This is a genomic window from Pseudomonas sp. NBRC 111124, from assembly GCF_001320245.1.
Classification (GTDB): Bacteria; Pseudomonadota; Gammaproteobacteria; order Pseudomonadales; family Pseudomonadaceae; genus Aquipseudomonas.
The window spans coordinates 112,866-132,209 of the sequence record NZ_BCBA01000004.1; the positions used below are offsets into that span (position 1 = coordinate 112,866).

The 19,344-nt window shown below is 64.9% G+C and carries 17 protein-coding genes; 13 read left to right on the top strand and 4 right to left on the bottom strand.

Annotated features, from left to right (window positions below):
- Positions 1-85: 85 nt before the first annotated feature.
- The 9 genes from APH28_RS02460 to APH28_RS02500 all read left to right on the top strand — a co-directional run bounded on the left by APH28_RS02460 (position 86) and on the right by APH28_RS02500 (position 10,364).
- Positions 86-1,423 carry a UDP-glucose/GDP-mannose dehydrogenase family protein gene (locus APH28_RS02460; RefSeq protein WP_060507457.1) on the top strand — a complete coding sequence of 446 codons (1,338 nt, stop codon included), beginning with the start codon at positions 86-88 and terminating at the stop codon, positions 1,421-1,423.
- Positions 1,411-2,385 carry an NAD-dependent epimerase/dehydratase family protein gene (locus APH28_RS02465; RefSeq protein WP_060507458.1) on the top strand — a complete coding sequence of 325 codons (975 nt, stop codon included), beginning with the start codon at positions 1,411-1,413 and terminating at the stop codon, positions 2,383-2,385. The genes APH28_RS02460 and APH28_RS02465 overlap by 13 nt, the downstream gene beginning before the upstream one ends.
- A 35-nt stretch (positions 2,386-2,420) precedes the next feature.
- Positions 2,421-3,164: a glycosyltransferase family 2 protein gene (locus APH28_RS02470; protein WP_060507459.1), complete on the top strand. Its 744-nt coding sequence runs from the start codon at positions 2,421-2,423 to the stop codon at positions 3,162-3,164.
- Positions 3,161-3,433, top strand: coding sequence for a lipid-A-disaccharide synthase N-terminal domain-containing protein (locus APH28_RS02475; protein WP_027916822.1), 273 nt, complete (start codon positions 3,161-3,163; stop codon positions 3,431-3,433). Before APH28_RS02470 ends, APH28_RS02475 begins: the two co-directional genes overlap by 4 nt.
- Before the next feature lie 3 nt (positions 3,434-3,436).
- Complete coding sequence (locus APH28_RS02480) at positions 3,437-4,993, top strand: glycosyltransferase family 39 protein (protein WP_060507460.1); 1,557 nt, start codon at positions 3,437-3,439, stop codon at positions 4,991-4,993.
- Positions 4,990-5,952, top strand: a complete 963-nt coding sequence (locus APH28_RS02485) for an SdiA-regulated domain-containing protein (protein WP_060507461.1) — start codon at positions 4,990-4,992, stop codon at positions 5,950-5,952. Before APH28_RS02480 ends, APH28_RS02485 begins: the two co-directional genes overlap by 4 nt.
- An 81-nt stretch (positions 5,953-6,033) precedes the next feature.
- Positions 6,034-7,254, top strand: a complete 1,221-nt coding sequence (locus tag APH28_RS02490) for a putative DNA modification/repair radical SAM protein (RefSeq protein ID WP_060507462.1) — start codon at positions 6,034-6,036, stop codon at positions 7,252-7,254.
- Complete coding sequence (locus APH28_RS02495) at positions 7,245-8,084, top strand: TIGR03915 family putative DNA repair protein (RefSeq protein ID WP_060507463.1); 840 nt, start codon at positions 7,245-7,247, stop codon at positions 8,082-8,084. Before APH28_RS02490 ends, APH28_RS02495 begins: the two co-directional genes overlap by 10 nt.
- Before the next feature lie 123 nt (positions 8,085-8,207).
- Positions 8,208-10,364 (top strand): TonB-dependent siderophore receptor, encoded by a 2,157-nt coding sequence (locus tag APH28_RS02500; RefSeq protein ID WP_060507464.1) that lies wholly within the window; start codon positions 8,208-8,210, stop codon positions 10,362-10,364.
- Between the two features lie 82 nt (positions 10,365-10,446).
- On the opposite strand, the gene APH28_RS02505 is transcribed toward APH28_RS02500, so the two are convergent.
- From APH28_RS02505 to APH28_RS02515, 3 genes are all read right to left on the bottom strand, one after another.
- Positions 10,447-11,418 carry a biotin-dependent carboxyltransferase family protein gene (locus APH28_RS02505; RefSeq protein ID WP_060507465.1) on the bottom strand — a complete coding sequence of 324 codons (972 nt, stop codon included), beginning with the start codon at positions 11,416-11,418 and terminating at the stop codon, positions 10,447-10,449.
- Positions 11,415-12,290 carry an allophanate hydrolase subunit 1 gene (locus tag APH28_RS02510; protein ID WP_060507466.1) on the bottom strand — a complete coding sequence of 292 codons (876 nt, stop codon included), beginning with the start codon at positions 12,288-12,290 and terminating at the stop codon, positions 11,415-11,417. Before APH28_RS02510 ends, APH28_RS02505 begins: the two co-directional genes overlap by 4 nt.
- A 93-nt stretch (positions 12,291-12,383) precedes the next feature.
- A complete protein-coding gene (locus tag APH28_RS02515; RefSeq protein WP_060507467.1) occupies positions 12,384-13,142 on the bottom strand; it encodes a 5-oxoprolinase subunit PxpA in 759 nt (252 codons plus the stop codon).
- A gap of 116 nt (positions 13,143-13,258) precedes the next feature.
- Between APH28_RS02515 and APH28_RS02520 the strand changes: the two genes are divergently transcribed.
- From APH28_RS02520 to APH28_RS02535, 4 genes are all read left to right on the top strand, one after another.
- On the top strand, positions 13,259-14,176 hold the full coding sequence (locus APH28_RS02520) for a LysR family transcriptional regulator (protein ID WP_060507468.1): 918 nt from the start codon (positions 13,259-13,261) through the stop codon (positions 14,174-14,176).
- 105 nt (positions 14,177-14,281) lie between these two features.
- The gene (gene treS, locus APH28_RS02525) at positions 14,282-16,348 is read left to right on the top strand and encodes a maltose alpha-D-glucosyltransferase (protein WP_060507469.1); all 2,067 of its coding nucleotides are present in this window, start codon (positions 14,282-14,284) and stop codon (positions 16,346-16,348) included.
- A gap of 82 nt (positions 16,349-16,430) precedes the next feature.
- A complete protein-coding gene (locus APH28_RS02530; RefSeq protein ID WP_060507470.1) occupies positions 16,431-17,057 on the top strand; it encodes a riboflavin synthase in 627 nt (208 codons plus the stop codon).
- A 9-nt stretch (positions 17,058-17,066) separates the two neighbouring features.
- Positions 17,067-17,768 (top strand): YoaK family protein, encoded by a 702-nt coding sequence (locus tag APH28_RS02535; RefSeq protein ID WP_060507471.1) that lies wholly within the window; start codon positions 17,067-17,069, stop codon positions 17,766-17,768.
- 3 nt (positions 17,769-17,771) lie between these two features.
- Here the strand turns inward: APH28_RS02535 and proP are convergent, their stop codons facing one another.
- Positions 17,772-19,274, bottom strand: a complete 1,503-nt coding sequence (gene proP / locus APH28_RS02540; protein ID WP_060507472.1) for a glycine betaine/L-proline transporter ProP — start codon at positions 19,272-19,274, stop codon at positions 17,772-17,774.
- Positions 19,275-19,344 lie beyond the last annotated feature (70 nt).

Consider the following 19,344-nt stretch of genomic DNA (forward strand, 5'->3'; position numbering starts at 1 on the left):
TCTTGCCAAGGATAGGTCGGGATCCCCGTACATCTCCTGGCGTGTTGGTTTCTGCCTGTCCAGATTCAAACCATGGGGCTGTTGAATGAAGGTTACGGTTTTCGGTACCGGCTATGTCGGCCTGACCCAGGCAGTCTGCCTGGCCCAGGTGGGGCACTCGGTGTTGTGCATGGATATCAATGCCGAACGGGTCGCAGCGCTCAGCGCGGGACATTGCCCGATCTTCGAGCCTGGCCTTGCGCCGCTGTTGGAAAAGAGCCTGGCCTGCGGCCGCGTGCGCTTCACCACCAACGCCGGTGAGGCGGTGCGCCACGCCAACTTGCAGTTCATCGCTGTCGGCACCCCGCCGCAGGCCGATGGCAGCGCCGACATGCGCCATGTGTTCGCCGTGGTCGACAGCATCCTCGAACATGCCGAGGGCCCCAAAGTGATCGTCAACAAGTCCACCTCACCCGTCGGCACGGTAGACCGCATCAAGGCGCACATCGGCCAGGCCGTGGCCGACGCTGAACGCTACCCGGTGATCAGTAACCCCGAGTTCCTCAAGGAAGGCTCGGCGGTGGAAGACTGCATGCGCCCGGACCGCATCATCATTGGCGGCGCCGCACCGGCCGAGGTCGAGCTGCTGCGCGAGCTGTACCAGCCGTTCAGCCGCAACCGCGAAAAGATCATGGTCATGGATGCGCGCAGCGCCGAACTGACCAAGTACGCCGCCAACTGCATGCTGGCGACCAAGATTTCGTTCATCAACGAAATGGCCAACCTGGCCGAGCACCTGGGTGCCGACATCGAAATGGTCCGCCGCGGCATCGGCTCGGACCCACGCATCGGCTACGACTTCATCTACCCCGGCTGCGGCTTCGGCGGCTCGTGCTTCCCCAAGGACCTGCAGGCGCTGCGCAAGACGGCCGAAGCCGAGGGCTTCGATTCGCAGCTGCTGGGCGCGGTGGAAGCGGTCAACCAGCGGCAGAAAAGCCGGCTGTTCAGCAAGATCCAGCGTCACTACCCCGGCGGCCTGCACGGCAAGGTCTTTGCCGTGTGGGGGCTATCGTTCAAACCCAACACCGATGACATTCGCCAAGCCTCCAGCCTGGTGCTGCTCGAAGCGCTGTGGGCCGCTGGCGCCAGCATCCAGGCTCATGACCCGCAGGCCATGGGCGAAATCCAGCGGCACTACGGAGTACGCCCCGACCTGACGCTGGTGCCGTGCAAGGACGATGCGCTGGAAGGCGCCGATGCCCTGGTGATCGTCACCGAGTGGCAGGACTACCGGGTGCTGAACCTGGAGAAGGTCCCGCAGCAGTTGGCAGACCGCGTGGTGTTCGACGGCCGCAACCTGTTCGAGCCCGAGCACATGGCAGCCGCTGGCCTCACGTATTACGGCATCGGCCGTGGCCAGGTGAAATCCTCATGCCCGTGCTGATCACCGGCGCCGCCGGATTCATCGGTTTCCACCTCGCCCGTCGCCTGTGCGAAGCGGGCATCGAAGTGGTGGGCATCGACAACCTCAACGCCTACTACAGCGTCGAGCTCAAACTGGCACGCCTGCAGCAGTTGCTCGCCTACCCCCATTTCCGCTTCGAGACGGTCGACATCGCCAACACCGCCGACCTGCAGCAACTGTTCGCCGGGCAGCCATTCAGCGAAGTGATTCACCTGGCGGCGCAGGCGGGGGTGCGCTACTCGCTGGACAACCCGGCGGTCTATGGGCAAGCCAACCTGACCGGATTTCTCAACCTGCTCGAAGCCTGCCGCCGGCACCCACCGCGCCACCTGATCTATGCCTCCAGCAGTTCCGTGTACGGCGCCAACAGCAAGCAGCCGTTCAGCATCGACGACCCGGTCGAGCAGCCGATTTCGCTGTATGCCGCGAGCAAGCGCGCCAATGAGCTGATGGCGCACAGCTACGCGCACCTGTACCAGCTGCCGATCACCGGCCTGCGTTTCTTCACCGTCTATGGCCCGTGGGGCCGCCCCGACATGGCGCTGTTCAAGTTCACCCGGGCGATGCTCGCGGGCCAGCCGATCCAGCTCTACAACCACGGCCAGATGGCGCGCGACTTCACCTACATCGACGACATCGTCGAAAGCATCCTGCGCCTGCGCCAGCAACCGCCACGGCCTGATGCCGGGCAACCGCCCTGCCGGCTGTTCAACATTGGCCGCGGCCAGCCGGTGCGCCTGCTGGCGTTCGTCGAATGCCTGGAGGACACGCTGGGCATCAAGGCCCGGCGCGAGTACCTGCCCTTGCAGGCGGGTGACGTACTGGAAACCTGGGCGGATGTGGAGTCACTGACGCGCTGGATCGATTTTGCGCCGAGCACACCGCTGGCGCACGGCGTCGCTGCTTTTGTTGGCTGGTACCGGGACTTCTACCGGGTTTGAGCCACGCAATCACTACAAGCACACAGGTAGCCTCAATGACTGACCCACTTGACCTCTCGGTACTGATCCCCGCCAAGAACGAGGTCGACAACCTGCCGGCATTGCTGGCGGAAATTCGCACGGCGCTGGCCAAAGAACATTACGAAGTGCTGGTGGTCGACGACGGCAGCACTGACCAGACGCTCAGCATGCTGCGCCAGCTCAAGCAGCAAGGCTTCACCCAGTTGCGCATCCTGCGCCACGACCGCTCGCTGGGCCAGAGCACCTCGATCTGGCACGCCGCCCAGGCTGCCAACGGCCGCTGGCTGGCCACCCTGGACGGCGACGGGCAGAACGACCCGGCCGACATCCCCGGCATGCTCGCCCTGGTGCGCGGCAACGAAGACCTCGGCGGTGGCATCAAGCTGGTGGCCGGGCACCGCGTCAACCGCCGCGATACCGCCAGCAAGCGCTGGGCCTCGCGCTTTGCCAACGGCCTGCGCAGCCGCCTGCTCAAGGACGCCACGCCAGACACGGGCTGCGGCCTGAAGCTGATCGACCGCGAGGCCTTTCTGAGCCTGCCGTATTTCGACCACATGCACCGCTTCATCCCGGCGCTGATCCTGCGCCACAAGGGCCGCATGCTGGTGCACCCGGTCAACCATCGCCCGCGCCACGCCGGGGTGTCCAAGTACGGCAACCTGGACCGCGCCCTGGTCGGCATTCTCGACCTGGTCGGGGTCTGGTGGCTGATCCGCCGCACGCGCCTCGACAGCCAACCCCAGGAGCTCGAAGGATGACCCGCGAAACCCTCTGGCTGATCGTCGGCTTCGCCGGTCAGGTCGTGTTCACCGGCCGCTTCGTCCTGCAGTGGCTGTACAGCGAATTCAAGAAACGCAGCGTGATCCCGGTGGGCTTCTGGTACCTGAGCATGCTCGGCAGCGCCCTGCTGCTGATCTACGCCATCTACCGCCAGGACCCGGTGTTCATCATCGGCCAGTCGTTCGGCCTGGTGGTCTACCTGCGCAACCTGCAACTGATTGCTCGCCACAAAGAGCAGAAGGAATAGCCCTTGCCAAGGTTCAAGACGCTCGGGGCCGAACGCCTGGCCCTGGTTGTATTCGCTGTGCTGCTGGTCGGTGCCGGCATCGGCTGGCGCCAGCCGATGAACGTCGATGAAGAACGCTTCCTCGGCGTGGCCCTGGAAATGCTCCAGAACGGCAACTGGTTCATCCCCCACCGCGCGGCGGAAATCTACGGTGACAAACCGCCGTTGTTCATGTGGACCGTGGCCCTGTTCAGCTACTTGACCGGCTCGCCCAAGGTCGCCCTGTACCTGCCGGGGCTGATGTCTGCGGCGACCATCACCCTGGTGCTGCATGACCTCGGGCGGCGCCTGTGGACCCGGCGCATCGGCGTGATTGCCGCACTACTGTTCTTGGCGACCTACCAGAGCTACAGCATCCTGCGGACTGGGCAGATCGACAGCTTCCTGTGCCTGTGGGTGGCGCTGGGCCTGTACGGCATGGTCCGCCACCTGCTGCTCGGGCCGGCCTGGGGCTGGTTCTACCTGGCCTGCGCGGCCATGGGCCTGGGCATCATCAGCAAGGGCGTTGGCTTTGTCCCGGCACTGATGCTGCTGCCCTATGCCTGGGCCGTGCGCAAAGGCTGGCGCGGCGCGGTGGCGTATACCAGCCAGGGTTGGCGCTGGAGCCTGGGTTTCGTCTGGCTGCTGGCCGGCTGCGCGGTGTGGCTGCTGCCGCTGCTGGTATCGATCGCCCAAGGCGGCGGTGAGGCGGAGTTGGCCTACCTGAAAGAGATTCTGCTGCGCCAGACCGCCAGCCGCTATGCCAATGCCTGGGACCATCGCGAGCCGTTCTGGTATTTCTTCGTCAACGTCATCCCGCAGTACTGGCTGCCTCTGATACTGGCCTTGCCGTGGCTGGTGCCGGCCTGGCGTCGGCAACTGCACAAGCGCGACGGGCGCTTCCTGCTGTTGCTCGGCTGGGTGGCCCTGGTGCTGCTGTTCTTCAGCCTCAGCAGCGGCAAGCGCAAGCTCTACATCTTCCCGGCCCTGCCCGGCCTGGTGCTGGCGATCGCCCCGCTGGTGCCCTGGCTGCTCAAGCGTTGGTTGCAACGCCGCCCCGCCTGGCGCATGGCGTTCGTGGCCATTGCCGTAGCCTGGTTCTGCCTGTGGTTCGCCCGCGGCTTCGTCGAGCCGCTCAAGGAAGGCCACAACCCGCACGAAACCCTGATGGCCGACGCCGCGCGGGCTACCGGCGGCGCCGAGCTGGTGCTGGTCAACTGGCGTGAAGGGCACTGGCTGTTCGCCCGCCAACCCATCGTCCATTTCGGTTTCGCCAACCAGTCCAAGCCCGAAACGGCGGTGTACTGGTTACGCCACAACCCTTCCGCCTTCGCCCTGATTCCGCAGACGCAACTGGGCCGCTGCTTCAACGCCGACAAGGCTCACCGGCTGGGCGATACCTCCCGCGCCGAGTGGTACGTGGTAGGCGCCGATGCCGACAACGGCCAATGCCAGCCGGCAATACCGGCGCAGGTCTATCACTTCGCCTGGGCCGGCACACCCGGAAATCTGCAAACCGCCGCACAGGGCTCCGAACCATGACTACCCGCACCCTGCCCGCCCCACGCCGCTATCTGTGGCGACGCTTGAACCGTTGGGGCCAGATCGGCGCAGCCAGCGTGCTGGTGGCCATGGCGCTGGTGGGCATCGAAGCCACCCGCTCGTTCTGGCCACAGCAGCTCTACGCGCACCTGAGCAACCGCTGGACCGGCGACACCGCGCCCGGCAAGAACGTCTGGCTGCCAGACTTCAAGGTCACGGTCGACGCCAAGGTGGTGGAACCCGGCCTGAACAACCTGTCCGGCATCACCTACGACTACGACCGTGACCGCCTGCTGGCAATCACCAATGGCCTGCCCATGGAGCTGCTGGAGCTGAGCAAAGGCGGCGACATCGTGGCGCGCTACCCGCTGATGGACTTCGAAGATACCGAAGGCCTGGCGTACCTGGGCAATGGCCGCCTGGCCATCAGCGACGAGCAGATGCAACGGCTGGACGTGATCACCCTGCCCGACCACCCGCAGCCGATCCACGCCAGCCAGGCCCAGTGGATCACCCTCGACATCAACCCGACCCGCCGAAACAAGGGCTTCGAGGGGGTCACCTACGACCGCCAGCACGACCGCCTGTTCGCCATCAAGGAGCGCGACCCACGTCAGCTGTTCACCGTCACCGGCATGCTCAAGGCGCTCAACGGCGGCCCTCTGCAGCTGACCGTCAGCGACCGCCGCGACTGGGTCAAGCGCAGCGTGTTCGCCACCGACCTGTCCGACGGCTATTACGACCCGCGCACCGGCCACCTGCTGGTGCTCAGCGACCAGTCGAAGAACATCACCGAACTCGATGGCGATGGCCGCTTCGTCAGCATCCGTTCGCTGCGTGCCTGGCTCGGCGACATGCACCGTGATGCACCGCAACCCGAAGGCATGACGATGGACAGCGCCGGCAACCTCTATGTCGTCAGCGAGCCGAACCTGTTCTACCGCTTCAGCAAGCCCTGAGCGCGATCATTCACCTCAGGCCCTTGCAAATGCACTTGTCTCGAAATACTGTATGAATATTCAGTATTTCGAGACAGCCCCATGCAGCTCATCGCCAAACTCGGCATTCTCGCCGATGCCGCCAAGTACGATGCCTCGTGCGCCAGCAGCGGCGCGCCCAAGCGCAGTTCACGCGGCAGCGATGGCTTGGGCGCCACCGATGGCATGGGCATCTGCCACAGCTACACCCCCGATGGCCGCTGCGTGTCGCTGCTCAAGGTGTTGCTCACCAACTTCTGCCTGTATGACTGCCAGTACTGCGTCAACCGCCGCTCCAGCAACGTGCCGCGAGCCCGCTTCAGCCCCGAGGAAGTGGTACGCCTGACCCTGGACTTCTACCGGCGCAATTGCATCAGCGGCCTGTTCCTCAGCTCCGGCATCATCCGCTCGGCCGACTACACCATGGAACAACTGATCCGCGTCGCACGCCTGCTGCGTGAGGAGCACAACTTCCGTGGCTACATCCACCTCAAGACCATCCCCGATGCCGACCCGCTGCTGATCGAAGAAGCCGGGCGCCTGGCCGACCGCCTCAGCGTCAACATCGAGTTGCCAACCGATGCCAGCCTCAAGCGCCTGGCCCCGGAGAAGCAGGCGCATACCATCCGCCAGGCCATGGGCGTGATCCACCAGGGCCAGCAGGCCGTGGCCGGTGAGCCGAAAGCGCCGCGCTTCACCCCGGCCGGGCAGAGCACCCAGGTGATCGTCGGCGCTGACGCCACCGATGACAGCACCCTGCTGCGCAACGCCGAGTCGCTGTACCAGGGCTACGGGCTCAAGCGCGTGTACTACTCGGCCTTCAGCCCGATCCCCGACAGCCCTGGCAGCGTACCGTTGGCCGCCCCGCCACTGCTGCGCGAACACCGCCTGTACCAGGCCGACTTCCTGTTGCGTGGCTACGGCTACAAGGCCGGTGAGCTGCTTGGCGAGGCCGGCAACCTGGCGCTGGACATCGACCCCAAGCTGGCCTGGGCCCTGGCCCACCGCGAGGTATTCCCGCTGGATGTGAACCGCGCCGAGCCAGCGCTGCTCGCGCGCATCCCCGGCATCGGCCTGCGCAGCGTGCAGCGGCTGGTGGCACTGCGCCGCGAACGGCGCGTGCGCTACGACGACCTGATCCAGCTGCGCTGCGTGCTGGAGAAGGCGCGGCCGTTCATCGTTACCAGCGATTACCGCCCTGCCGATGGCGAGCTGCGCAGCGGCCTGCTCAGGGCGCGCCTGCGCGAACCTCAGGCGCCGCAGCAGATGGGGTTGTGGGGGTGATCGCGCTCGATTGCGATGACCAGTTCGGCACCTGGCGCAACCAGGCCCGCACGCTGCTCAGCCACGGTATTGACCCCGCCGATGTGACTTGGGCGCAAGGGCCGATCAAGGACCTGCTGGCCCTGCCCACACCCCTGCCCGAAAGCGCCGGCCCTTTTCGCGCAAAGGTGCCCGCCGCACTGCTGGCGCAACTGGAGCAAGCAGCACGCTATCGCGGTGAGCAGCGCTGGAACCTGCTGTACGAAGTGCTCTGGCGCGTGGCCCACGGTGATCGCACAGCCATGCTCGCCGGTGACCGCCTGGGTAGCGAACTGCAGCGGCGTATCAAGCAGGTCAGCCGCGAGGCGCACCACCTGCATGCGTTCGTGCGCTTCGTGCCGCTGCCAGAGGCGCTGGCCGAACAGTTGCAGCTGGACCTGGTGGCCTACCACGAACCCGCTCACGACATTCTGGAAAGCGCCAGCGCGCACTTCGCCGACCGCCTTGGGCGCCAGCGATGGTTGATCGCAACGCCGCAGGACGGCATTCGCTTCGATGGGCAGGCTTTCGATTATCGGCGCCATTGCCCTGACGATTGGCGACAGTGGGCACAAAATGCCGATGACCCGGGTGCTGAACTGTGGCGTACCTATTACCGGCACACCTTCAACCCGGCCCGCCTCAACCCCGACGCCCTGCGCCTGCACATGCCGGGGCGGTTCTGGCGGCACCTGCCGGAAGGCATGCTGATTCCACAGCTCGAAGGCCTGGCGCGGCAGGGCAAACAACGCGACGGGCAGGCGTTGGAGGTGGCCAGCCAGCGCGGCAAGCAGATCACCCGTCCCGACTGAATTGTGAAAATTTTGTAATGGTTTTGGCATACCACCTTCCCAAGGTGCGACACATCCTGACAAACTAACTGCTAATCGTTCTCATACGTAGTTGCATTAGCCGAAGTCAGGAGCCCGCCCGCCATGTTGTCGCCCCTTGCGCACACGCGCACTCTCCCCGCCCGTAACCTGCTCGCCATGGCCGTATACATGGCCATCGCCGCCCCCGCCCTCGCCGAAGACGCCCCAACCACGCTGGAACTGGGCGCCACCGAGATCAGCTCGGACAGGCTGGGCAGCACCACCGAGGCTTCGGGCTCCTACACCACCGGCGCCATGTCCACTGCCACCAAGCTGCCGCTGAGCATGCGCGAAACGCCCCAGTCGGTGACCGTGATTACCCGCCAGCGCATGGACGACCAGGCCATGACCAGCATCAACGATGTGGTCAAGGCCACGCCGGGGCTGTTCCTCGACTACTCCAACGGCCCAGGCCGGCAGAGCTACTCGTCACGCGGCTTCAACATCGACAACCTGATGTACGACGGCATCCCTAGCGGTTATACCGGCTGGATAGTCGGGGCTCAGCCGAACCTGGCAATGTTCGACCGGGTCGAAGTGGTGCGCGGTGCCACCGGCCTGGTCACCGGTGCCGGCAATCCGTCGGCGGCGATCAACCTGGTGCGCAAGCGCCCGCTGGCCGAGCAGAAAGTCACCCTGACCGGCGCCGCCGGCAGCTGGGATGACTACCGCGGCGAGCTCGATGCCTCCAGCCCGCTCAACGACAGTGGCACCCTGCGTGGGCGTGTGGTGGCGTCCTACCGCGACGCCAACAGTTACATCGATGATGTCGAGGAAGACCACGGCCTGTTCTACGCGGTGACCGAGGCCGACCTGTCCGATGACACCAGCCTGATGCTCGGTTTCTCCCACCAGAAGGACAAGACCAACAACTTCTGGGGCGCCATGCCCACAGCGCTCGACGGCCATCACATGGGCTTCTCGCGCTCCTACAACCCCGGCAGCGACTGGGAGAACAAGGACCAGCAGATCGATACCCTGTTCGCCGAACTGCGCCACCAACTGGCCAATGACTGGAAGCTGCAGGTCAATGCCAACTACGCGCAGCAGCAAGCCACGTTCACCGGGTCTTACCAATCGCGCTGGGCCGGGTTGCAGGCGCCGATTTCGCGCACGGTCTACCAGTCCAAGCACCAGGAAAACCAGGCAGGCCTGGACGGCTTCGTCAGCGGCCCGTTCGAATTGCTCGGTCGCAGCCACGAGCTGGTGGTCGGCGCGAGCAAGCGCATCTACGACATGGATACGCGCAACTACAGCCCCTACGACACCAACTGGCCGCTCAACGGCAGCAAGCCGAACTTCGTGCATACCGATACCCAGCGCGAAGTCACCACCCAGGACGGCGTGTACATCACCACCCGGCTGAACCTGGCCGACCCGCTCAAGCTGATCCTCGGCGGGCGCCTGGACTGGTATGACTATGACAACCGCGACGGTGACGGCGATTACAAGGTCACCCGCAACCTCACCAAATATGCAGGCCTGATCTACGACCTCGACGACCATCATTCGGTGTATGTCAGCTACAGCGACATCTTCACCCCGCAAAGCTCCAAGGATACGTCCGGTACACCGGTGAAGCCTATCGTCGGCAAGAACTACGAGGTCGGCATCAAGGGCGAGTACTTCGACGGCGCGCTCAATGCCAGCATCGCGTTGTTCCGTATCGACCAGGAAAACCGCGCCACCCAGGTGTTCGTGGCGAACTGCCCGCAAACCTCCTGCTACGAAGCCTCGGGCGAGGTGCGCAGCCAGGGGATCGACATGGAGCTGCAAGGCGCGCTGACGCCGAACTGGCAGGTCGGTGGCGGCTATACCTATGCGCGTGCGCACACCATCAAGGACGCCGCCAACCCTGCCAACGTCAACCAGCGTTTCGACACCGACACCCCGGAACACCTGTTCAAGCTCAACACCGTGTACCACTTCCAGGGGCCGCTGGAGAAGCTGCGTGTCGGCGGTAACATCTCCTGGCAGAGCCGCATCTACAACGACTTCACCGTGGCCGATGGCAGCGAGTACCGGCTGGTTCAGGGCGCCTATGCCGTTACTGACCTGATGGCGGGCTACCGGGTCAACCAGCATCTTGATCTGCAGCTCAATGCCAACAATGTGTTTGATCGCAAGTATTACTCGGCCGTTGCCAGCTCGGTGGATTACGCCGGCGATACCTGGGGGGCGCCGCGTAACCTGATGATGACGGCCAAGTACAGCTTCTGATTTTTCGCCGTTACCGCTTCAGCGCCTGTAAGACCAAACGCCGCGCGGGCGGCGCTCGGTCTCACAGGCGCTGTTGATTCAGTCAGCCAAACAGCCTTGCCAGGCAACCGAGTTTCTTCTTGTACGAACGCCTGGCCGCCAGCGCATCCTCAAGGCTCACCGCCAAAAACCGCGCCTGCTGATTCGGCTGCATCTGTCCGATCAGATCCAGGTCGGCGCTGATCACTGTGCCGATCATCGCGTAGCCGCCGCCCGACACCGCATCCCGGTGCAGGATGATCGGCTCCAGCCCCGCCGGCACCTGAATCGAGCCGATCGGGTAGCAGCTGTCGACGATGTTCGACGGGTCCGACCCCGCCCCGAACGGTTGCTGACGCGGCTGGAAGCTCAACGCACTACCGCCCTTGTAGCGATAGCCAATGCGGTCGGCCTCTGAACCGACTGTCCAGGCATCCGTGAAGAAGCTTTTCGCCGCCGCCTCGGTCAACCGATGGAAATACAGCCCCGGCACCACCCGCAGCACCACTTCGCCCCCCAGCGATTGGCGCAAGGCCATCGGCAGGCTCGCCCCGGCGCGGTTCTTTCCACTCGCTATGCCGACCGGCAGCACATCACCGGCCACCAGCTTGCGCCCCTGCAGGCCGCCCAACGCACCTAGTGCATAGGTCGAGCGGCTGCCAAGCACCTCAGGCACATCGATGCCGCCCGCCACGGCCAGGTACGCTCGTGCGCCCGCCGTAGGGAAGCCAAAGCGCAGCACTTGCCCGGCACGCACGGCGAAGGCGGTATCCGGGCGCTGTTCGCGACCCTCGAGCAACACCGGCATCTGCGCACCGCACACTGCCACCAGCGCGTCATGCTGAAACTCCAGCTCCGGCCCCACCAGCGTGCACTCCAGGCCCGCCGCGCCAGCGGGGTTACCGACCAGGTGATTGGCAGCCTGCAAGGCATACTGGTCCAGTGCACCAGAGGGAGGGATGCCCAGGTGGTAATAGCCTTCGCGGCCCATGTCCTGCACCGAGGTGGCCAGCCCGGGTTTGATGACCTTGATCATGCCAGCACCTCCTGCAGCGATTTGGGGTAGCCGACCGGGTCGGCCAGGAATGCATCCAGGGAAAACTCCACCGGGCGGATGCGCAGGTCGAAGCGCCCATCCTCGACATCCGCCACGGCCTGGTCATAGGCCTGACGGTCGATGGGCTTGAACTGCACGATGTCGCCGGGGCGGAAGAACACCATGTGTTCCTTCAGGTAGGCCAGCGCCTGCTGCGGGTCGTAAATCGGTGCCGGAGTCACGCCGAACATCTGGTAGCCCCCTGCCCCGCGCACCGAATAGATGCAACCGAAGCAGCCACCGTGGCCAAGGGTCAGCTTGGGCGTGTCGGTGCGTGGGCGCAGGTACTTGGGCACCTGTAACTGGCGCTCGCGCTCGACCATTTGAAACATGAACGGCAGGCCGGCGACGAAGCCGACCATCGACACGAACCATGGCGCGCCGCTGTGGGCGGCAATGAACGCGTCGACATCGGCCAGGCCGTTGATGCGCGCCGCGTATTCCAGGTCGGTGCTGTCGGGGTCCTGATGGCGATCACGGAAGCGCATGAGCGTTTCATGGGTCCAGGGGTCGTTGTACAGCACCGGAATCTCGATGATCCGCGTGCTCAGCGAGCGCTCGGCTACCGCCTCGGCCTCGGCGCCACGCACCGCTTCGAGCAGTGCCTCGGGGGCGATGCGATCCGGGTCGAAACGGATCTGGAAGGAGGCGTTGGCCAGGCAGATGTCGAGCACGCCCTCCAGCGCCAGGCGCTCCACCGCACGGGTCACCGCCATGCCCTTGAAGAAGGCCTGCAGCGACATGCTGTCGCTGACTTCGGCGAACAGGTGCTCGTCGGCACCGAAGCTGTAGCGGATCGGGGTACTGGCCATGTCTGCTCCTTTTTTGGAATCTTTATCGAACGGCAGGCAAAACAAAACAGGTGTAACCGGCTGCGGCGTCTTTGCGCCAGCAGCCGTCGAAACTCAGCGCGGTGCGCGCACCTCGATGCCGGCGGCATCCAGTGCCGCACGGGTGGCTTCGACCAGATCGAGCGCGCCGGGGGTGTCGCTGTGCAGGCAGATGGAATCGAATTCGATCGTCAGGTCCTCGCCTTCCACGGTGCGCACCCGGCCTTCCTGGCAGGCCCGCAGCACCCGCTCGGCAACCCGCTGCGGCTCGTAGCCACGTACATTGCGGGTAAACACGATGGAACCACTCAGGTCGTACTCGCGGTCGGCATAGAACTCGCGCACCACCGGCTGGCCGAGGCTTTGGGCAATGCGGCAGATCACCGAGCCGGGCATGCAGTACAGCAACAGCTCGGGTTCGATCACCCGCAGGTTTTCCACCAGCAGGCGCGCGGCCGCTTCATCCCGGGCCAGGTGCATGTACAGCGCGCCATGGGGTTTGATGTGCTGCAGCTTGACGCCCTGGGCCCGCGCAATCTCGCGCAGCGCACCGAGCTGGTAGAGGATGTCGTCGACCAACTCCTGGGGCGGGGCATTGATATGCCGGCGGCCGAAGCCGACCAGGTCACGAAAACCAGGATGCGCACCCACGCCCACCCCCAGCGCCTTGGCCCGTTCGACCGTGCGACGCATGGTGCCGGGGTCGCCGGCATGGAAGCCGGTGGCGATGTTGGCCGAGCTGATGAAGGCCATCAGTTCGTTGTCGACGCCATCGCCGATGGTCCAGGGGCCGAAGCCTTCGCCCATGTCAGAGTTGAAATCCACTGCGCGCATCGCTGTTCTCCTGGCTTGTGGCGGCATGCCAGCCACGTTAGATTCTGCCGACCCCCTTGGGAAGATTTATAAACAGATAGGGTGTCTTCTGAAAATCAGATACCCAGGAGTTCACCGTGTCACTGACCCTGCGCCAGGTTCGCTATTTTGTCGCCACCGCCGAGATCGGCCAGATCTCCCAGGCGGCGATCCACCTCAATATTTCCCAATCGGCAGTGACCACCGCCATCAAGGAACTGGAGGCGATGCTGGGGGTGTTGCTGTTCCAGCGCTCGGCCCAGGGCATGAGCCTGACCGAAGCCGGCCGGCACTTCCTCAATCGTGCGTACGTGATCCTGCGCAGCGTCGACGATGCCCTGAACAGCCCCCTGCCCGATGTGCGCGCCAGCGGCCTGCTGCGCCTGGCAGCGAGCTACACGGTGATTGGCTACTTTCTGCCGCACCACCTGCAGCGCCTGGAACACTGGCACCCGGACGTGACCCTGGAAGTGCACGAGCAGGAGCGCAGCGCCATCGAGCAAGGGCTGCTGGAAGGCCGCTTCGACATGGCGGTGGTGCTCACCGCCAACCTCACCCACCCGGATATCGTCTCGGAAACCCTGTTCAACTCCGAACGTCGGCTGTGGCTGCCCGGCCATCATCCGTTGTGCGAACGCTCGGCCGTTAGCCTGGCCGACGTGGCCCAGGAGCCGTACATCCTGCTCACCGTGGACGAGGCCGAACAGAGCGCCATGCGCTATTGGCAGCAAGCCGGGCAACGGCCCAATGTGCGGGTCCGCACCAGCTCGGTGGAGGCCGTGCGCAGCATGGTCGCCAACGGCAGCGGTGTGGCGATCCTTTCCGACCTGGTGCACCGTCCCTGGTCGCTGGAAGGCAAGCGCATCGAGACGGTGACCATCACGGACCCGGTGACCCCCATGAGCGTGGGCCTGGCCTGGCACCGCGAGCGCGCCTTCAGCCCGGCGATGCAGGCGCTGCGCACCTACTTCCATGATGCCTTCCTGGCTCCGCAGCAACTCTCGGCCCGGCGCTGATATCCAAATCACCAGCGATGAGGCCCTTGCAGGCCCTCAGCCGAACGATCCGTCCGCAATACCGTCATAACCTTGGCCGGTGCCGCCACGCAAAGAGGACGCGAAATGACCCAGCCCGACCCGTCATATCTCAAATGGCTCGAAGACCGCTCGATGCTCAAGGCCTCGCAGGAGCGGGCGCGCCTGTACTCGGGCCAGTCACGTCTGTGGCAGAACCCTTACGCCGAAGCCCAGCCACGCCGTGCCACCGAGATCGCCTCGGTGTGGCTGACGGTCTACCCTGACGCGATCATCGCCCCTGAAGGCTGCTCGGTGCTTGCCGCCCTCGGCCATGAAACGCTGTGGAAACGCCTGTCGGAAATCGGCATACAGGGCATCCACACAGGCCCCATCAAGCAGTCTGGCGGGGTGCGCGGGCGTGAGTTCACCCCGAGCATCGACGGCAACTTCGACCGCATCAGCTTCGACATCGACCCGCTCTACGGCACCGAGCAGGAGCTGGTGCAGATGAGCCGCCTGGCTGCCGCGCACAACGCCGTGACCATCGACGACCTGATCCCCTCGCACACTGGCAAGGGCGCGGACTTTCGCCTGGCCGAACTGGCCCACGGCGCCTACCCTGGGCTCTACCACATGGTCGAAATCCGCGAGGAGGACTGGCCGCTGCTGCCCGACGTGCCCGAGGGCCGTGATGCGGTCAACCTGCCGCCGGCGCTGTGTGATGAACTCAAGCTGCGCCACTACATCGTCGGCCAGCTCCAGCGGGTGATCTTCTTCGAGCCCGGGGTCAAGGAAACCGACTGGAGCGCCACGGCGCCGATCACCGGGGTCGACGGCAAGACCCGGCGCTGGGTGTACCTGCACTACTTCAAGGAAGGCCAGCCGTCACTGAACTGGCTCGACCCCAGCTTCGCCGCCCAACAGATGATCATCGGCGATGCCCTGCACGCGCTGGACTGCCTGGGCGCCCGCGGCCTGCGCCTGGATGCCAACGGTTTTCTCGGTGTGGAGACCCGCGCCAGCGGCAGTGCCTGGTCCGAGAGCCACCCGCTGTCGATCGTTGGCAACCAGCTGATCGGTGGCATGATCCGCAAGGCCGGCGGCTTCAGCTTCCAGGAGCTGAACCTGACCCTCGACGACATCGCGCAGATGTCCAAGGGCGGAGCCGACCTGTCCTACGACTTCATTACCCGCCCCGCCTACCAGCATGCCCTGCTGAGCGGCGACACCGAGTTCCTGCGCCTGATGCTCAAGGAAATGCACGCCTTCGGCATCGACCCGGCGTCGTTGATCCACGCCCTGCAGAACCACGACGAACTGACCGTCGAGCTGGTGCACTTCTGGACCCTGCACGCCCACGACATGTACCTGTACAAGGGCCAGACCTTGCCCGGCGGCATTCTCCGTGAGCACATCCGCGAGGAAATCTACGAGCGCCTGTCGGGTGAGCATGCGCCGTACAACCTACGCTTTGTCACCAACGGCATCGCCTGCACCACCGCCAGCCTGATCACCGCAGCACTGGGCATCCGCGACCTCGACCAGATCAGCCCGGCGGACATTGCGCTGATCCAGAAGGTGCACTTGCTGCTGGTGATGTACAACGCCATGCAACCGGGCGTGGTCGCGCTGTCCGGCTGGGACCTGGTCGGCGCCCTGCCGCTGCCGGCCGAGGCGGTGGCCGAGCGCATGGTCGACGGTGATACCCGCTGGATCCACCGTGGCGGCTACGACCTGGCCGGGCTCGACCCGCAGGCGGAGGCGTCGGTGCGTGGCATGCCGCGTGCGCGCGCGTTGTACGGCAGCCTCGACAGCCAGCTGGACAACCCCGAGTCGTTCGCCAGCCAGGTGAAGAAGCTGCTCGCCGTGCGCCAGGCCTATGGCATCGCCACCAGCCGCCAGGTACTGGTGCCCGAGGTCAGCAGCCCGGGCCTGCTGGTAATGGTGCACGAGCTGCCGGCCGGGCGTGGCATCCAGATCAGCGCGTTGAACTTCGGCCAGGCGGTGATTGCCGAGGAGTTGCAGTTGACTGGCTTCACCCCTGGGACGGTGGTGGACATGATCAACGAAACGGTCGAAGGCGACTTGAGCGAAGATGGCCGCCTGATGATCAACCTGGACCCTTACGAGGCACTGTGCTTGAGGATTGTGAACAGCAGCGGGCATCTCTGAGGCCGTTACAGGCAACTTGCATTTGCAGCTCCATGGGCATAGCTTCCTGATGTTTTCCCACTCTGTGCCCAGGAGCAACCCCATGTACACCGGCATCGTCCAGGCCGTCCGCCCGCTGCTTGATGTGACCACCTACCCGGGCCACAACCAGTTCACCATCGACCTCACTCCGGAACTGCTCGACGAGCTGAAGATCGGCGCCAGTGTCAGTGTCGAAGGCACCTGTCTCTCGGTTACCGAAATCAACGGCACCGAAGTGAAGTTCGACGCCATGACCGCCACCCTCGAACGCACCAACCTGCGCCGCTTCAAGGCTGGCCAGGGGGTGAACATCGAGCGCTCGGCAAAAATGAATGCCGAAGTCGGCGGCCATCTGATGGCCGGCCACATCGCCACCACCGCCGAAGTCGTCGAGCTGTCGATCAAGGAAACCGGCGCCTTCATCACCTTCCGCATGCCACCTGAGTGGGGCAAGTACGTATTCCCGCGTGGCTTCATCGGGGTCAATGGCTGCAGCCTGACCGTCGCCGATGTCGAGGACAACGTGGTCACCATCAACCTGATCCCGGAGACCCTGCGCCAGACCACCTTCGCCCGCTACCAGGCCGGCGAACTGCTGAACATCGAGGTGGACCACCAGACCATGGTGTTGGTGGACGTGGTGGAGCGCACGATCAAGAGCACCCTCGCCCGCGAAATGCCGCGCTGAAGCCCGACCATGCTGCCCAACACCCTCCCCGCGCGCACGGCCACGCGCCTGCGCCTGCAAGTGCTGCGAGGCCGCGTCGGCCTTGGCCTGGTGGCCGGGCTGTCGGTGCTGGCCGGCATGACCGATGCCATCGGCCTGCTGGCGTTGGGCGATTTTGTCTCGTTCATGAGCGGCAACACCACGCGCCTGGCCGTGGCCATCAGTGACGCGGACCTGGCCTTGGTGCTGCGCCTGAGCGGCGCCGTGCTGGGATTCGTCGCGGGAAATGCGCTGGGCGTGTTGCTGGCCCGCGGGTTCCGCCGCCGGGCCTGGCCAGTGTTGCTGGCGGTCGCCTCACTGCTGGCCTGCGCCGCGTTGTGGCCGTTTGCGGCGACGTTCCCGGCGCTGCTGGCCGCCACCCTGGCCATGGGCATGATCAACGCGGTGGTGGAACAGGTGAACGGCCTGCCCATCGGCCTGACCTACGTCACCGGTGCCCTGTCGCGCTTCGGTCGCGGCCTGGGCCGTTGGCTGCTGGGCGAGCGGCGCAACGGCTGGCGGGTACAACTGGTGCCCTGGGCCGGCATGCTGCTGGGCGCCGCCTTGGGTGCCTGGCTGCAACAGCACCTGGGGTTGCAGGCCATGGCGGGCAGTTGTGCCCTGGCCTGCCTGTTGGCGCTGGTGTCGCGCTTCATCCCACGTTCGTGGCAGCGCGGCTACATGCCACGCTGAGCCTCACTCGATGCGCGGGTGCTGCTGCACCAGCAGCTTGCGCTTGGCCTCCAGCTCGACGATCTGCGCGTCGATGTCTTCGATCTTCTGCTCGATGTTGTCGTGGTGCTCCTGCAGCAGTTCACGCGCTTCTTCGATATCCGACGCTGCTGGCGCTGCACCACGCAACGGCTTGTTGGCGGTTTCCTTCATGGTCAGGCCGGTGACCAGGCCGACCAGCGCAATCACCATCAGGTAATACGCCGGCATGTACAGGTTGCCGCTGCTTTCCACCAGCCAGGCGGCCAGGGTCGGGGTCAGGCCGGCGATCAGCACCGAGATGTTGAACGCGCTGGCCAGGGCGCTGTAGCGGATGTGCGTGGGGAACATCGCCGGCAAGGTCGAGGCCATTACGCCGATGAAGAAGTTCAGCAGCACGGCGATGATCAGCAGGCCGGCGAAGATCAGCCCGAGCGCGCCGCTGTTGATCAGCATGAATGCCGGGATGGCCAGGGCGAATAGCCCCACACTGCCGACCACGATGAACGGGCGGCGGCCGAACTTGTCGCTGAGCAGGCCGATGATCGGTTGCACGAACAGCATGCCGACCATGATCGCGATGATGATCAGCACGCCGTGGTCTTCGCTGTAGTGCAGGTTGTGTGACAGGTAGCTGGGCATGTACGTGAGCAGCATGTAGTAGGTGACGTTGGTGGCGATCACCACGCCGATGCAAGTCACCAGGCTGCGCCAGTGCTGGGTCGCGACCTCCTTGAACGACACCTTCGGCCCAGACGCCAGGCCCTCGCGGTCGCCTTGTTCGAGCTTGTCCACGTGCTGCTGGAACGCCGGGGTTTCTTCCAGCGCGTGGCGCAGATAAAGGCCTATGATGCCCAGCGGCAAGGCCAGGAAGAACGGCAGGCGCCAGCCCCATTCGAGAAACTTTTCTTCGCCAAGGAGGGTGGAAATCATCACCACCACCCCTGCCCCCAGCACGAAGCCGGCAATCGAGCCAAAGTCCAGCCAGCTGCCGAGGAAGCCACGCTTGCGGTCCGGGGCGTATTCGGCGACGAAGATCGATGCACCGGTGTACTCGCCCCCCACCGAGAAGCCTTGGGCCATCTTCGCCAGCAACAGCAAGATCGGCGCCCAGATGCCGATCGAGGCGTAAGACGGTATGAGGCCGATGGCGAAGGTGCTCAGCGACATGATCACGATGGTCGCGGCGAGGATCTTCTGCCGCCCGAAGCGGTCGCCCAGGGCGCCGAAGAACAACCCGCCCAGCGGGCGGATGAGGAACGGCACGGAGAACGTGGCCAGCGCCGCGATCATCTGCACGCTGGGGTCAGCATTGGGGAAGAACACCTTGCCCAGGGCGAAGGCGACGAAGCCGTACACACCGAAGTCGAACCACTCCATGGCGTTGCCCAGTGCGGCGGCGGTGATCGCCTTACGCATCTTCGCGTCGTCGACGATGGTGATGTCCTTGAGGCCGATTGGCTGGACGCTTTTCTTGCGAGATTTCATGCCTGTATCCCTGTTACTGAAGGCTCTATGGCATCAGATACAACGGGACACTAAATAATTCAGCGCTTAC

Excerpts from the sequence above, each read along its gene's own strand:
- APH28_RS02490 (WP_060507462.1), top strand. The coding sequence starts at position 6,034 with ATGCAGCTCATCGCCAAACTCGGCATTCTCGCCGATGCCGCCAAGTAC.
- APH28_RS02500 (WP_060507464.1), top strand. The coding sequence starts at position 8,208 with ATGTTGTCGCCCCTTGCGCACACGCGCACTCTCCCCGCCCGTAACCTG.
- APH28_RS02505 (WP_060507465.1), bottom strand. The coding sequence starts at position 11,418 with ATGATCAAGGTCATCAAACCCGGGCTGGCCACCTCGGTGCAGGACATG.
- APH28_RS02470 (WP_060507459.1), top strand. The coding sequence starts at position 2,421 with ATGACTGACCCACTTGACCTCTCGGTACTGATCCCCGCCAAGAACGAG.
- APH28_RS02465 (WP_060507458.1), top strand. The coding sequence starts at position 1,411 with ATGCCCGTGCTGATCACCGGCGCCGCCGGATTCATCGGTTTCCACCTC.
- proP (WP_060507472.1), bottom strand. The coding sequence starts at position 19,274 with ATGAAATCTCGCAAGAAAAGCGTCCAGCCAATCGGCCTCAAGGACATC.
- APH28_RS02485 (WP_060507461.1), top strand. The coding sequence starts at position 4,990 with ATGACTACCCGCACCCTGCCCGCCCCACGCCGCTATCTGTGGCGACGC.
- treS (WP_060507469.1), top strand. The coding sequence starts at position 14,282 with ATGACCCAGCCCGACCCGTCATATCTCAAATGGCTCGAAGACCGCTCG.
- APH28_RS02460 (WP_060507457.1), top strand. The coding sequence starts at position 86 with ATGAAGGTTACGGTTTTCGGTACCGGCTATGTCGGCCTGACCCAGGCA.
- APH28_RS02475 (WP_027916822.1), top strand. The coding sequence starts at position 3,161 with ATGACCCGCGAAACCCTCTGGCTGATCGTCGGCTTCGCCGGTCAGGTC.
- APH28_RS02515 (WP_060507467.1), bottom strand. The coding sequence starts at position 13,142 with ATGCGCGCAGTGGATTTCAACTCTGACATGGGCGAAGGCTTCGGCCCC.
- APH28_RS02530 (WP_060507470.1), top strand. The coding sequence starts at position 16,431 with ATGTACACCGGCATCGTCCAGGCCGTCCGCCCGCTGCTTGATGTGACC.
- APH28_RS02535 (WP_060507471.1), top strand. The coding sequence starts at position 17,067 with ATGCTGCCCAACACCCTCCCCGCGCGCACGGCCACGCGCCTGCGCCTG.
- APH28_RS02510 (WP_060507466.1), bottom strand. The coding sequence starts at position 12,290 with ATGGCCAGTACCCCGATCCGCTACAGCTTCGGTGCCGACGAGCACCTG.